The 13,356-nt window shown below is 29.5% G+C and carries 14 protein-coding genes and 1 tRNA gene; 7 read left to right on the top strand and 8 right to left on the bottom strand.

Going from position 1 to position 13,356, the window contains the following annotated elements; all coding sequences use genetic code 11:
* The first annotated feature begins 23 nt into the window (after positions 1-23).
* On the top strand, positions 24-557 hold the full coding sequence (locus ACTTAU_RS02935) for a TraR/DksA family transcriptional regulator (protein ID WP_438305708.1): 534 nt from the start codon (positions 24-26) through the stop codon (positions 555-557).
* Here ACTTAU_RS02935 and ACTTAU_RS02930 read toward each other — a convergent pair.
* The 4 genes from ACTTAU_RS02930 to ACTTAU_RS02915 form a co-directional block, all read right to left on the bottom strand.
* A complete protein-coding gene (locus tag ACTTAU_RS02930) occupies positions 554-1,186 on the bottom strand; it encodes a glutathione S-transferase family protein (RefSeq protein WP_438305709.1) in 633 nt (210 codons plus the stop codon). The two genes, ACTTAU_RS02935 and ACTTAU_RS02930, sit on opposite strands and share 4 nt — an antisense overlap.
* The gene (locus tag ACTTAU_RS02925) at positions 1,183-2,199 is read right to left on the bottom strand and encodes an NAD(P)/FAD-dependent oxidoreductase (protein ID WP_438305711.1); all 1,017 of its coding nucleotides are present in this window, start codon (positions 2,197-2,199) and stop codon (positions 1,183-1,185) included. The genes ACTTAU_RS02930 and ACTTAU_RS02925 overlap by 4 nt, the downstream gene beginning before the upstream one ends.
* Entirely contained in the window at positions 2,200-2,520 is a 321-nt protein-coding gene (locus ACTTAU_RS02920) for a 2Fe-2S iron-sulfur cluster-binding protein (RefSeq protein ID WP_085113893.1), read from the bottom strand.
* A gap of 81 nt (positions 2,521-2,601) precedes the next feature.
* Positions 2,602-3,369, bottom strand: coding sequence for a bacteriorhodopsin-like (locus tag ACTTAU_RS02915; RefSeq protein ID WP_085113892.1), 768 nt, complete (start codon positions 3,367-3,369; stop codon positions 2,602-2,604).
* Positions 3,370-3,586: 217 nt separating this feature from the next.
* On the opposite strand from ACTTAU_RS02915, the gene ACTTAU_RS02910 reads away from it, so the two are divergent.
* Both ACTTAU_RS02910 and ACTTAU_RS02905 read left to right on the top strand, forming a co-directional pair.
* On the top strand, positions 3,587-5,485 hold the full coding sequence (locus ACTTAU_RS02910) for a propionyl-CoA synthetase (protein WP_438305713.1): 1,899 nt from the start codon (positions 3,587-3,589) through the stop codon (positions 5,483-5,485).
* Positions 5,478-5,810: a DMT family transporter gene (locus ACTTAU_RS02905; RefSeq protein WP_438305715.1), complete on the top strand. Its 333-nt coding sequence runs from the start codon at positions 5,478-5,480 to the stop codon at positions 5,808-5,810. The genes ACTTAU_RS02910 and ACTTAU_RS02905 overlap by 8 nt, the downstream gene beginning before the upstream one ends.
* On the opposite strand, the gene ACTTAU_RS02900 is transcribed toward ACTTAU_RS02905, so the two are convergent.
* Positions 5,803-7,110 (bottom strand): dihydroorotase, encoded by a 1,308-nt coding sequence (locus ACTTAU_RS02900; RefSeq protein WP_438305718.1) that lies wholly within the window; start codon positions 7,108-7,110, stop codon positions 5,803-5,805. The genes ACTTAU_RS02905 and ACTTAU_RS02900 overlap by 8 nt on opposite strands.
* Before the next feature lie 43 nt (positions 7,111-7,153).
* Between ACTTAU_RS02900 and ygfZ the strand changes: the two genes are divergently transcribed.
* Complete coding sequence (gene ygfZ / locus ACTTAU_RS02895) at positions 7,154-8,044, top strand: CAF17-like 4Fe-4S cluster assembly/insertion protein YgfZ (protein WP_438305719.1); 891 nt, start codon at positions 7,154-7,156, stop codon at positions 8,042-8,044.
* Between the two features lie 8 nt (positions 8,045-8,052).
* On the opposite strand, the gene ACTTAU_RS02890 is transcribed toward ygfZ, so the two are convergent.
* A tRNA-Leu gene (locus ACTTAU_RS02890) sits at positions 8,053-8,138 on the bottom strand.
* A gap of 55 nt (positions 8,139-8,193) precedes the next feature.
* On the opposite strand from ACTTAU_RS02890, the gene nadA reads away from it, so the two are divergent.
* Both nadA and nadC read left to right on the top strand, forming a co-directional pair.
* Positions 8,194-9,183 carry a quinolinate synthase NadA gene (gene nadA / locus ACTTAU_RS02885; protein WP_438305721.1) on the top strand — a complete coding sequence of 330 codons (990 nt, stop codon included), beginning with the start codon at positions 8,194-8,196 and terminating at the stop codon, positions 9,181-9,183.
* A 5-nt stretch (positions 9,184-9,188) separates the two neighbouring features.
* Positions 9,189-10,022: a carboxylating nicotinate-nucleotide diphosphorylase gene (gene nadC / locus ACTTAU_RS02880; protein WP_438305724.1), complete on the top strand. Its 834-nt coding sequence runs from the start codon at positions 9,189-9,191 to the stop codon at positions 10,020-10,022.
* Here the strand turns inward: nadC and ACTTAU_RS02875 are convergent.
* Positions 10,019-10,390, bottom strand: a complete 372-nt coding sequence (locus tag ACTTAU_RS02875) for a phosphoribosyl-ATP diphosphatase (RefSeq protein WP_438305725.1) — start codon at positions 10,388-10,390, stop codon at positions 10,019-10,021. The genes nadC and ACTTAU_RS02875 overlap by 4 nt on opposite strands.
* A gap of 67 nt (positions 10,391-10,457) precedes the next feature.
* Between ACTTAU_RS02875 and fumC the strand changes: the two genes are divergently transcribed.
* On the top strand, positions 10,458-11,846 hold the full coding sequence (fumC, locus tag ACTTAU_RS02870) for a class II fumarate hydratase (protein WP_438305728.1): 1,389 nt from the start codon (positions 10,458-10,460) through the stop codon (positions 11,844-11,846).
* Here the strand turns inward: fumC and ACTTAU_RS02865 are convergent.
* Positions 11,833-13,329, bottom strand: a complete 1,497-nt coding sequence (locus tag ACTTAU_RS02865; RefSeq protein ID WP_438305729.1) for a hypothetical protein — start codon at positions 13,327-13,329, stop codon at positions 11,833-11,835. The two genes, fumC and ACTTAU_RS02865, sit on opposite strands and share 14 nt — an antisense overlap.
* Positions 13,330-13,356: the final 27 nt, after the last annotated feature.

Genomic DNA, 13,356 nt, shown 5'->3' with positions numbered 1-13,356 from the left:
TCCGCGCCTACTAATTTAAAGCTATGCCTAAAGTTACTAAAACTAAAAAAAAAATTACTAAAGTAAAAACAAAAGAGACAAAAAAAACTCCAAAAAAAACAACTAAGCCTGTTGCAAAAGCGAAAGAAACTAGCAAAGCTCCAGTTAAAATTTCTAAGACCTATGTTCCAAAAGATACCGAAAAATATATGTGTGAAAAACATAAGGTATATTTCAGAATGAAACTGCAAGAGTGGAAAAAAGAATTAGTCAAATCAAACAATGAAGCTTTATACTATGGCAGTATGGATGATAATAGCATCTCTGCTGATATAGTTGACCAAGCGAGTTCATACACTGACAAAAATGTAGAGATGAAAGCTATCAATAGACAAATAAAATTAATCTCGGAAATTGATAAAGCTTTAATGAGAATTAAAGATGATACTTATGGTTATTGTCTAGATACTGCTGAGCCTATTGGTCTTAAAAGATTAATGGCAAGGCCAGTTGCAAAATATACGATTGCTGCTCAAGAAAAACATGAAAAAGAGGAAAAAGTTCACGTAGACGATTAATAGTTTATTTTTGGAACATCTTCATCTTTATTCATAAAAGCGTATCCCTTTTTCACCCCATCTCTCTTTGAAATTTCCTCATACCATCTTGATAAATTTTTGAAATTTTGAATTCCAATGTCATGCCATTCGTGTCTTGCAAACCATGGGAACGTTGCAATGTCTGCTATGGTATATTCTTCACCAGCTAAAAACTTTGTCTTAGACAAAACTTCATCTACCTCACTGTAAATTCTTTTTGAAATTTTGAAGTAACGCTCTTCACCAAATTCACTTTTACCAGGATTGTAATGATGAAATTGATGATGCTGACCTAGCATTGGTCCAATATAACCCATTTGTGCCATTAACCATTGATTGATATCAGTTCGATTGTCTTTATCATAAAATTTACCACTCAATTCACCTAGATAAATTAAAATAGCACCAGACTCAAAAATAGTTTTATTATTTTTGTGATCGGTAATTACAGGTATTTTACTAAATGGACTTATTTTTTTAAATTCTGGTTTAAATTGTTCATCATTGCTTATATCGATTTTAGTTACTTTATAGTCATAACCAATCTCCTCAAGCATGATACTAATTTTTTTTCCATTTGGAGTATTTTCAGAAAAAAGTTCTATCATTTTTTAACACCTAAACGCTCTTGTGCTGCTTTAGATGTTGTTGTGAATTCAAATCTTAGTTTTTCATCAGGTCTTGCATACTTAAAACATCCTCTTGCAGCTAACGCTCCTTCATGAAAACCTGATAATATCAATTTTAATTTGCCAGGATAATTACATATGTCACCAATTGCAAAAATCCCTGGCTGATTAGTTTCAAATTTTTCTGTATCAACCTCTATTGTTTTTTTATTTAAATTTAATCCCCAATCCAAAATTGGACCTAGCTGCATAATCAAACCAAAAAAACCCAATACATAATCAGTTTTAAGTTCTTTAATTTCACCTTCGTCATGTTTTATTGAGACTGAATTAATATCATTTTCACCCTGAATTGAATTGATCTGATATTTTGTAAATAAGTTTAATTTTCCTGATTTTTCTAATTCTTTAACTTTATCAACACTTGCTTGAGCACCACTAAAACCGTCTCTTCTATGTATTAAATTTATTTTAGAACTTTGTGACAGTTCTATTGCCCAATCTAAAGCGCTATCTCCACCACCAAAAATAGAAATGGTTTTATCTTTAAAAATACTTTTATCTTTTACTGAATAAAATAATGATTTGTTTTCAAATTTTTCAATATCTTTTAATGGGAATTTTCTTGGCTCAAATGAACCAACCCCTCCAGCAATAATGATGCTTGATACGGTAAATTCATTATTGTTATTCGTTTTTACATACCAATTATTATTTTCTTTTCTTACTGTTTCAACTCTTTCATTCAAATGAAACTTAACATCAAAAGGTTTAATCTGTTTTAAAAGATTATTTGTTAATTCTTCACCAGTACATTCTGGTACCGCTGGAATATCATAGATTGGTTTATCAGGATAAAGTTCAATACACTGTCCACCTGCTTTATCTAAATTATCTACTATCTCACACTTAAGACCAATTAATCCTAATTGATGAGCGCAAAATAAACCTGTTGGTCCAGCACCAATTATCAATACATCTGTTTTAATCATTTAACCTTGTTTGGATGGGATATTTACAACTAAGCCATCAAGATCATCTGAAACAATCAGCTGACAACTTAACCTACTATTTTGCTTTGGCTCAAATGCCATATCTAACATGTCCTCTTCACCATCTTCTTTAGCTGGTAGTTTATCTAACCATTCTTCATTTACATACACATGACAAGTTGCACACGCCATCCCACCTCCGCAATCTGCATCAATACCCGGTACATCATTTTGTACTGCACCTTCCATCACAGAAAGTCCATTTTGAACTTCCAAAGTTTGGGATTTATTATCGTGGGTTATGTAAGTAATTTTTGCCATGTCTTAGATATATTCTGTTAAAAAAAAAGGGCAAGTATGTAAGTACATACTCGCCCCTTTTAAATCTTAACTTAGTAAAACTTACTTAGCTCTACCAGGTTGTTGCATTGCTGCTGCCCAAATGATTAGACCGAAAGCGATCTTGTTCAAGAAGTCAGCTGCGTTGTAAATCACGTTAAGTGAGCTAGCGTCTACTCCACCTGTCATGTAACCAAAAATGTAACCTAACGGGTAAATAGCCCAACCTACAGTAACGATCATTCTCATTGCACCAAAAGCAGTTACAAGTGCTTTATTACCACTTTTCGCTGCTCTCTTACCTGCTTCACCAGAGAATACTTCATAAAGAATGTATACCCAACCAGCCATACCGATAATGAAACCAAGTGTAGTGTTGATGTATCCTGCTTCTCCTAAGTATCCACCTACTAGCATTACTAATGTACCAATCATCAGTCTCCAGAAAATTCCAGAGTCTGCTTTGTTTACTGCTGATAGAACAAAATAGAATTCTAACATCAATAACGGTACAGTAATTAACCAGTCAATATATCTGTAAACAGTTGGTGAATCACCAGTAGCGATCCATACATCTCTCATGTACATGTAGTGTACGAATGCAATACCAGTTACTAGACCAGCAACTGTCATTGAAACTCTCCATCCAGCTGGAACTGAACTTCTCTCTAAAAAGAAGAACACAGTAGCAGCTAAACAAGCCATAGATACTAACCAAAATGAAATACCTACGAAATCATCTTGAGCTAACATGGCAGTTTCTGCGTTTGCTACACCTGTAACACCCATAAGAGCAACAGCTGTAAGAGCAAACAATTTAAGTTTTTTCATAAAAAACTCCCTCTTCGTTAGTTTTTATTTATTTAGTTTATATAAACTAGACTTAAGTTACCCTAAGCCAAAGTTGGGGTTAAATAGCAAATAAAGTTAGAAAATTGAAGACAAAATTACCTTTAATTTACATTGATTTTACTGACTTTTTAAAATTAAATACAATCTATAAGTTAAAAAAGTAAAAATAAGGCCGTTACGAATCAAAATAATTTTTATGAATAATTTTAAAGATATTTACAATCAATCTATCAATAATCCTGAAAATTTTTGGCAAGACATATCTAATGATGTCTTTTGGTTTAAGAAACCGACAAAAATTTTAGATAAATCAAACCCACCTTTTTATAAATGGTTCAGTGATGGGGTCACTAACACTTGCTACAATGCTTTAGACGTTCATATTGATAATGGAAAAGGTCAAAAAACCGCTTTAATCTACGATAGTCCGATCACAGGTCAGAAATTAAAATTTACTTATGAGGAATTAAGATCAAAAGTTTCAAAATTTGCTGGTGGATTGAAAGAGCAAGGAGTTAATAAAGGAGATAGAGTAATTATTTACATGCCAATGATACCAGAGGCTGTAATTGCAATGCTAGCTTGTGCTAGGATTGGGGCTATTCACTCAGTGGTGTTTGGAGGTTTTGCTTCTGATGAGCTAGCAAGTAGAATTGATGATAGTACTGCAAAAATTTTAGTAACAGCTTCATGTGGTTTTGAACCAGGAAGAACTGTTGAATATAAACCGCTTGTGGATGAAGCTTTAAAAAAAGCAAAACATAAAATCGAAAAATTAATTTTATTTCAAAGAAAAGATCATGAGGTCAAACTTAGCTCATCAAATGAACTTGATTGGCAAGAAGTGGTCTCTAAAGCTAAAGATGTCGACTGTGTTGAGATGAACTCAAATGAATTGGCGTATATTTTGTACACCTCAGGTACAACAGGCACCCCTAAAGGGATAGTAAGGGATATAGGTGGTCATATAGTAGCTTTAAAATGGACGATGAAAAATATCTACAATATTGATGAAGATGATGTTTGGTGGTCAGCAAGTGACATAGGTTGGATTGTCGGGCACTCTTATATTGTTTACGCTCCTTTGTTTAAGGGGTGTACTACTGTTTTGTTTGAAGGAAAACCGGTTGGAGCTCCTGATGCTGGAGTTTTTTGGAAAATCATTTCTGAACATAATGTAAAAGCACTGTTCACAGCTCCAACTGCTTTTAGGGCAATCAAAAAAGAGGATCCTGAAGGTAAATTTTTTTCAAAATATGATTTATCTAAATTCAAAACTTTGTTCTTAGCTGGGGAAAGAGCTGATCCAGATACTATAAAGTGGGCTGAAAATTTATTGAAAGTACCTGTAATTGATCATTGGTGGCAAACTGAAACAAGTTGGGCAATAAGTGCAAATTGTATTGGAATAGAAATGATGAAAACTAAATATGGATCAGCTTGTAAAGCTGTTCCTGGTTATGATGTAAAAATTATAAAACCTGATCAATCTTTGGCAAAACCAAATGAAATGGGAGATATTGTTGTTAAACTTCCTTTGCCTCCAGGAACTTTCCCTACTCTTTGGAATGCTGATAATAGATATAAAGAAAATTATATGAGTAACTATGAGGGTTATTATCAAACCTATGATGCAGGTCATATAGATGAGGATGGTTATATTTGGATAATGTCTAGAACTGATGACATTATAAATGTTGCAGGACATAGATTATCTACTGGAGCAATTGAAGAAGTGTTATCAGAACATCAATCAGTTGCTGAATGCGCAGTTCTTGGAATTGCTGACAAATTAAAAGGACAACTACCAATAGGGCTTATTGTTTTAAAAGCAGGAGTAGATAAAGATAATGAGACAATCTCAAAAGAATGTATTCAAATGGTTAGGAATAAAATTGGTCCTGTTGCTGCTTTTAAAGTTGTAATAGTCGTGAAAAGACTTCCAAAAACAAGATCTGGTAAAATTCTCAGAGGAACAATAAGAAAAATTGCTGATAATGTTGAATACAAAATGCCAGCAACGATTGATGATCCAAAAATCTTAGATGAAATAAAAGTATCTTTAAAAGAAAATAATATTATACAAAATGCTTAAGACCTATCTTTTTTTGATAGGAGCTATTTTTTGTGAGGTAGCTGGAACAATGCTTTTGCCTGTTTCACAAAATTTCACTAAATTGATTCCAACAACTTTTTTAGCAATATTTTACCTTACTGCTTTTTATCTTTTAACTTTTGTTGTTAATAAATTACCAATTGCAATTGTTTATGCTACGTGGAGTGGACTTGGAATTTTTACAATTGCTATCTTAGGATATATATTTTTTAAACAAACTTTGGCCTGGCAGGCAATTGTTGGGATGTTTTTGATAGTTGTTGGAGTTATACTTGTTAATAGTTTTGCAGGAAAAATTAATTAAACTTTAATGGTTTTCCCTCTGGTTCGCCTAAAATTTTACCATTTTTCATTTTAACTGTTCCACCAATTATTGTTGAGACTGGAGTTCCTTTAAATTTAAAACCATTAAATGGAGACCAGCCACATTTACTCTCAATAATTTCATTTTTTATTTCTATAGTTTTATTCATATCAATAATTGTGAAATCAGCATCATATTGCTCTTTGATAAAACCTTTATTTTGAATACCAAAAATTTTTACTGGATTTTCGCAAACAAGTTTTACAAGCTGTGAGAGTGTCAACTTTCCATCATTTACATGATTTAACATAACAGGCATTAAAGTTTGTACACCTGGCATTCCTGAAGGAGAGTTGGGATAAGTTTTTTCTTTATTTTCTTTTAAATGAGGCGCGTGATCGGAGCCGATCGTATCATTTAGATTATTTTTTACTCCATACCATAATCGATCATAATGAGATTTATCTCTTAAGGGTGGATTCATTTGAGCATACGTTCCAAGCTTATCATAACAATCTGGCGCATAAATTGTTAGATGCTGAGGTGTAATTTCAAAAGTAATATTGCCTTTGTGTTGAGATAGAAAATCTATTTCTTGCTTGGTAGTTACATGCAAAATATGTGCTTTTTTCTTATATTTTTCAGCAATTCTTACAATTCTTCTTGTTGAAGATATTGCACATTCATCACTTCTCCAAACTGGATGGGTATGAACATCACCTTCTTTAATAAGTTTTTTATTTCTATTTAAAATTTCTTCATCCTCAGAATGGACTGCAACAACTTTTGAGGCATTCTGAAAAACCTTTTCTATGTCATTTTCTTCAGCAACTAATAAATTGCCTGTTGAGGAGCCTGCAAAAAGTTTGATGCCACAACAACCTTCTAAACCAACTAAACTTGCCAAATCTTTGGCATTATCTGCTGTTGCACCAAAATAGAAAGCGTAATTACAATACATTCTATCTTTAGCTAAATCTAATTTTCTTTGAAACTCTTTCATGTTAGATGTTGGTGGATTAGTATTTGGCATTTCAAAAACTGAAGTAATACCACCAGCGATTGCAGCTCTACTTCCAGAATGTAAATCTTCTGTATCTGTTGAACCTGGTTCTCTAAAATGAGTTTGTGTATCTATACATCCAGGTAAAACTGTGAGACCACTAGCATCAATAATATCTTTTGCATCCCCAAGATTTTTACCAATTTTTAAAATTTTTTTATCTTTAATAGCAATGTCTGTATTGACAAGGTTGTTATCAATAAAACAGTTACCATTTTTAATTATAAGATCTGTCATTTAGTAGAAAAGTTACTATATTAAATTAAGCATTCAATCAATTATGAATATTAATAAAGTATATATTTTAAAAGACAGAGCAGTTCTTTATGTAACTGGCGAAGATGTAAAAGACTTTCTCCAAAACTTAATAACCAATGATATTAAAAAAGTAAGCGATGTTAATAGTTGTTTTGGATCATTATTATCTCCTCAGGGAAAGTTTTTATTTGATTTCATAATCATAAAACATAAATCAGGTTTTTTTATTGATTGCGAAAAAGATCAAAGCAAAGAACTATTTAAACAATTAAATGTTTATAAACTGAGATCTAAAATTGAAATTTTAGATTTAAGTAATGAATTTGTTGTAACTGCATTATCTTACCAAAAATTTTTAACTTTAGAAAAAGCTCAAGATATTGAGGGTTACACCTTGAAATATAGAGAGGATCCTATTTTATTAGATCCAAGAAATAAAAATTTAGGAGCAAGATTAATAATAAACTTAGAAAAGCTATATCTATCTCTAAAAAAACTAGATTTAAAAGATGCAAATATAGAAGAGTATTATTCTCACAGTCACAAACTAGGAATAGTTCCAAAGAACTTAAATAAATTACAAAACAAACTTTTTGGAATTGAGTGTAACTACGATGAATTAAATGGAATAGATTTTAAAAAAGGTTGTTATGTTGGCCAAGAAAATACAGCAAGAATTAAATTAAAAAATAAACTTTCTAAAAGATTATTACCAATTAATATAATTGAGGGAAAATTATATGAAGGTGAAAGTATTTTTAGTAATGAAAATGAAATTGGAAAAGTTTTAATTGAAAGCGAATATCCTTTTGCTCTTATAAAGTATTTAGATAAAAATTTTGATCAGAGTTTAAAATTCACAACAAAAGAAGCATCGATAAGTATCAAGAAACCTGATTGGATTGATAAATAATCATTAATTGGTGCGGTCGGAGAGACTCGAACTCTCATGGACTAAGTCCACACGGCCCTCAACCGTGCCTGTCTACCAATTTCAGCACGACCGCAATATGTCTCATAATAAATGAATGACTTCTATCTTTCAAATTGGTAAATAATGATATGGAATTTACACAGGACGTAAAATTATCAACTGACCATATTTATCAAAAAATTTCAAAGGTTATGCCTGAAATAGAATGGTCAGTGCATGCTCCTTACATTGATAAAATTAATAAACTTAAAAAGCAAAAAAACGCAATAATACTCGCTCATAATTATCAAACACCTGAAATTTATCATGGGGTAGCTGATTTTTCTGCAGATTCTCTAGCTCTAGCTATTGAAGCATCAAAGACCTCAGCAGATATAATATTAATGGCAGGAGTTCATTTTATGGCTGAAACAGCAAAATTAATGAGCCCAAGTAAAAAAGTTCTGCTACCAGATATGAATGCGGGCTGTTCATTGTCATCTTCAATTACAGGTAAAGATGTAAGATTATTGAAAGAAAAATATCCTGGGGTGCCAGTTGTTTCTTATGTGAATACTTCAGCAGAAGTAAAAGCTGAAACAGATGTTTGTTGCACTTCTGCTAATGCCGTAAAAATTGTGAAATCTCTTGGTGTAAAAAAAGTAATATTTCTTCCAGATGATTATCTTGCTAAATATGTTGCATCTCAAACTGATGTTGAGATTATTTCATGGAAAGGAATTTGTGTTGTTCATGACCAATTCAATAAAAAAGAAATTGAAGACATAAGATTAAATAATCCAGGTATAAAAATTATTGCTCACCCTGAATGTCCACCAGATGTAATAGAAGCAAGTGACTTTGCTGGCTCAACGTCTGGTATGATTAATTATGTTAAAGACAATCAGCCTAAAAAAGTAATGATGGTTACTGAATGTTCAATGAGTGATAATATACAAGTAGAAAATCCTAATGTTGAATTTATAAAACCATGTAACATGTGCCCGCACATGAAAAAAATTACTCTCCCAAAGATATTAGATTGCTTAGAAAACGAAACTGGTGAAATAATAATGGACAAAGAAACCATCGATAAAGCCAGAATTTCAGTTGAAAAAATGGCAGCTATTGGCAGATAAATTAAGTGTCAAAAATTCAATTAAGTAATACTTTTATTCTTAATACTGTAAAGCTTGCACTGAATGAGGATCTTTATCCCTCAGGGGACATCACATCCAGCTTGGTTGAAAATGACAAAAGTATTAAAATTAAACTTATTGCAAATCAAAGTGCAATAGTTGGTGGATTATTATTTGCAAAACAAGCTTTTTATTTAATTGATCAAAAAATAAAGTTTAGGATAAAAAAAAGAGATGGTTCTAATGTAAAAAAAGGTTCTTTGATTGCAACAATTGAAGGAAAAGCAAAAAATATTTTGATAGCTGAAAGAGTAGCGCTAAATTTTTTATCTCATATATCTGGAATAGCAACAATTACTAATAAATTTGTAAAATTAGCGGGAAAAAAAACAAATATCTGCTGTACTAGAAAAACAATACCAAATTTGAGAGTAATACAAAAATATGCAGTTAAATTAGGGGGTGGAACTAATCATCGATTTAATTTAAGTGATGAATATCTGATCAAAGATAATCACATTGCATCATCAGATTTAAAAACTCTAGTTATAAAAGCTATTAAAAATAAAAAAGGAAAAAAAATTACTGTAGAAGTAGACAATTTAAACCAGTTAAAATCTTTAATGGGTCTTAAATTTGATAGAGTTTTATTAGACAATATGAGCATAAATAGTTTGAAAAAGGCAATTAAGATAATAAGGGGTTCTTACGAGATAGAGGCTTCAGGAAACGTTAATTTAAAAACTGTAAAATCAATAGCAAAAACTGGTGTTAACAGAATTTCTATTGGTAGCATTACTCATAGTGCCCCAGCTATAGATTTTAAATTAGAAATTTAAGAGACAAACTTTGATAAATCTGGTTTAAAATAACTAGGCCCTTTCATAACTTTTCCTGACTCGTTATAAATTGGTTTTCCATCTTTACCTAATTTACTCATATTAGAGTTTTGAACTTCATTAAAACAATCATCTAAATTAATTCCAAATGCATGACCTGCTCCATAAGTTACGTAAAGTATGTCTGTCAAAGCATCTGCAACTTCTAACAAATCTTTATTTTGCATTGCCTCTGTAAGTTCTTCTAGCTCTTCTTTGATTAGATCTATTCTAAGTTTGTTTATTTTATCACTACTGAATGAAGGTTTTGTTTTAACTTCTTGACCAAATGTTTTCATAAAAGTACCAACTTTATCAAAATTTGACATATTCCTCCTATTGGTTTTTTGAAGTTTAATGTATATTAATAATTATTAATTATTTAGAAATTAATCAATGAAACAAAGAAAAGAATTTGATAGTATTGGGTCAATTAATGTACCTAATGATAAATACTGGGGAGCTTCAACTCAAAGATCAAATAAATTTTTTAATATTGGTAAAATTTTAGTTAATATCTCAATAATTAAATCTATAGCAATAATCAAAAGATCAGCAGCTATAGTTCATTCAAAAGATAGACAAATAAATAATAAAATTACAAAAGCTATTATTAAAGCTTCAGATGAAGTTATAAAAGGAAAACTTGATGATAATTTCCCCTTAAAAGTTTGGCAAACTGGTTCGGGCACTCAAACTAATATGAATGTCAACGAAGTAATTGCAAATAGAGCCATTGAAATTTTAGGTGGTAAAAAAGGGACTAAAAAACCTGTGCATCCAAATGATCATGTTAATAAATCACAATCCACTAATGATGTATTTCCAACAGCAATGCACATTTCGGTTGCTACTGAAACATTAAAAAAACTGTTGCCTAATTTAAAGATTTTAGAAAAAGAGTTAAAAAAAAAATCAATTGAATTTAGAAATATAATCAAAATTGGAAGGACTCATTTACAAGATGCCACTCCTCTTTCTTTAGGACAAGAGTTTTCTGGATATCATTCACAATTGAAAAAATCTATTCATCGAATTGAAATTGCTTTAAAAGAAATTTTTTATTTAGCACAAGGTGGAACTGCTGTTGGCACAGGTATTAATTCAAGAAAAAATTTTGACAAAAAAATAGTAAGTGAAATAAAAAAATTTACTAAAATTCCATTTAAACCTGCTGAAAATAAATTTTCAGAGCTTGCAGCACATGATGCTATTGTTAACTTTTCAGGTTCTTTAAACACTTGCGCAGTTGCTTTAATGAAAATTTCAAATGATATTAGGTTTTTAGGGTCTGGACCAAGAGCAGGATATGGAGAATTAATTTTACCTGAAAATGAACCAGGTTCATCAATTATGCCAGGAAAGGTTAACCCTACTCAATGTGAAGCTGTAACAATGGTTTGTGCGCAAGTAATTGGCAATCATAGCGGTGTAACAATTGCTGGAAGTCATGGTCATTTTGAACTGAATGTTTTTAAACCAATGATTGCACATAATATACTCCAGTCAATTGATCTCATTGCTGATAGTACAAAAAACTTTGCTTTATATTGTGTTAAAGGAATTAAAGCAGATAAAAAAAAAATTCAAAACCATCTAGATAATTCTTTAATGTTAGTAACGGCTTTAGCTCCTCACATCGGATATGATAACGCTGCTAAAATAGCAAAAACAGCTCTAAAAAATGGCACTACTTTAAAAAAAGAGGCACTAAATACAGGGTTAATAAATGAAAAGGATTACAAAAAAATTGTTGATCCGAAGAAAATGATTAGTCCAAACTAAGTATTTCAAAAAAATCTCTAACTTTATTTCTAAATACTATTTTATTAAAAATATTTTGTTTATCTGAATTAAATCGGCTCAAATACTCATCAGAAATTTTTTTATCAATTCCAACAATTTTTAATTCATTCAGCGTAAATGTCTCATCATCAAAATTAAAAATAAAATTTGAATTAATTTGACTGATATTTTTTCTATAATTCCTCACAATTTGAAAATGATTATAAAAACTCTGAATATCAGTAAAATCTATAGAAAGATCACCAATAAATTTTAATTTATTTTCGTCAATACTAACATTAACACTTTTAAAATTAAAAATTGCATTATCTTTAAAAATAAAAATTAAATTTGAAATTAATATTTCTCCCTCTTCCAAAAGGATATCAAATTTAACTGAGTCAATGTGTGTAAGATCATTAAAACCTTCAATTTGAATATCTAATTTACCATTAAGATTTTTATTATTAAAAATTTCAGTTTTTAACAAATTTACTAAAATTGAATTTTTATTAAATAAATCTTTTAAATTAATATTTTCAACTTTTAAACTTGATGAAAGAAAAAATGGTTTAATATTTACTTTACCTTCAATTTGTTGATCCTCAAAATTAAAAATAAAATTATCATTTTTTATACTATAATTAATTAAATTATTTTTGTTGATAAACTTTAAATTAATTAAACCTTCTATGTCTTTATCTTTATATTTTAAATTATTTTCAATGTTAATTCCTAATTTATCAATTTCGATTTCATTAAAAAAATTTCTATTAAGAATATCGTGAGATATTTTTAAATTTAAAGGTAAATTAAAAATTTCTAATTTTGCATTTAATTTATTTAATAAACTTTCTTGATTAAAATAATCAATTGTTTTTGAATTAGAAAAAAAAATTACTTCATTATTTTGGTCCAAATAAAAAATTTGGTTCTTTATAAATTTTAATTCATGATTAAAATTTTTATTACTTAATAAATCTATAAAAAATTTAAAATTTGAACTATTTATTCTAAAATCAGTTTCTAAAAAAAATAATTTATTTATTTTAATCAAATCAAACTTTAAGTTATTTTTACTTGATATATAAAATCTGGCTTTTTTTGAATTTGAAATAATTTTAGACCCAGATTCTATTTTGACTTCTTCTATAAGAAAATGAGGTTTTGGAAATAAAGCGTATTCTAACTCTTTATCAAATTTAATGGAAATATTGTATTTTTCAAATATTTGATTTTTTATCTGATTTTTAATTTCATTTTTGTCATAATAGGCTGGTATTAAAAAATATATAAATACTCCAAAAACTATTATTATTGACGGTATAAATAATTTTTTATCAAAATATTTATTCCAAAAATTAAAAAATTTTTTTTTATTTAATTTTGTGTCTTTAATTAAGTTAAAAAAACTTTCTATTCTGTTGTTAATTGATAATAATAATTCGGAGACTTTTTTGATAAAAATATTTTTTTTAAACATTAGGTAGTTCTTATAAATAAATAAATA

Origin of the sequence: Candidatus Pelagibacter sp. HIMB1505 (assembly GCF_052047915.1) — a bacterium.
GTDB lineage: Bacteria > Pseudomonadota > Alphaproteobacteria > Pelagibacterales > Pelagibacteraceae > Pelagibacter > Pelagibacter communis_A.
This window is presented reverse-complemented; position numbering and strand designations above follow the sequence as displayed.

Coding starts and splice junctions, on each gene's coding strand:
- ygfZ (WP_438305719.1), top strand. CDS start 7,154: ATGAATATTAATAAAGTATATATTTTAAAAGACAGAGCAGTTCTTTAT.
- ACTTAU_RS02935 (WP_438305708.1), top strand. CDS start 24: ATGCCTAAAGTTACTAAAACTAAAAAAAAAATTACTAAAGTAAAAACA.
- nadA (WP_438305721.1), top strand. CDS start 8,194: ATGGAATTTACACAGGACGTAAAATTATCAACTGACCATATTTATCAA.
- ACTTAU_RS02900 (WP_438305718.1), bottom strand. CDS start 7,110: ATGACAGATCTTATAATTAAAAATGGTAACTGTTTTATTGATAACAAC.
- fumC (WP_438305728.1), top strand. CDS start 10,458: ATGAAACAAAGAAAAGAATTTGATAGTATTGGGTCAATTAATGTACCT.
- ACTTAU_RS02905 (WP_438305715.1), top strand. CDS start 5,478: ATGCTTAAGACCTATCTTTTTTTGATAGGAGCTATTTTTTGTGAGGTA.
- ACTTAU_RS02910 (WP_438305713.1), top strand. CDS start 3,587: ATGAATAATTTTAAAGATATTTACAATCAATCTATCAATAATCCTGAA.
- ACTTAU_RS02915 (WP_085113892.1), bottom strand. CDS start 3,369: ATGAAAAAACTTAAATTGTTTGCTCTTACAGCTGTTGCTCTTATGGGT.
- ACTTAU_RS02920 (WP_085113893.1), bottom strand. CDS start 2,520: ATGGCAAAAATTACTTACATAACCCACGATAATAAATCCCAAACTTTG.
- ACTTAU_RS02925 (WP_438305711.1), bottom strand. CDS start 2,199: ATGATTAAAACAGATGTATTGATAATTGGTGCTGGACCAACAGGTTTA.
- ACTTAU_RS02865 (WP_438305729.1), bottom strand. CDS start 13,329: ATGTTTAAAAAAAATATTTTTATCAAAAAAGTCTCCGAATTATTATTA.
- ACTTAU_RS02875 (WP_438305725.1), bottom strand. CDS start 10,390: ATGTCAAATTTTGATAAAGTTGGTACTTTTATGAAAACATTTGGTCAA.
- ACTTAU_RS02930 (WP_438305709.1), bottom strand. CDS start 1,186: ATGATAGAACTTTTTTCTGAAAATACTCCAAATGGAAAAAAAATTAGT.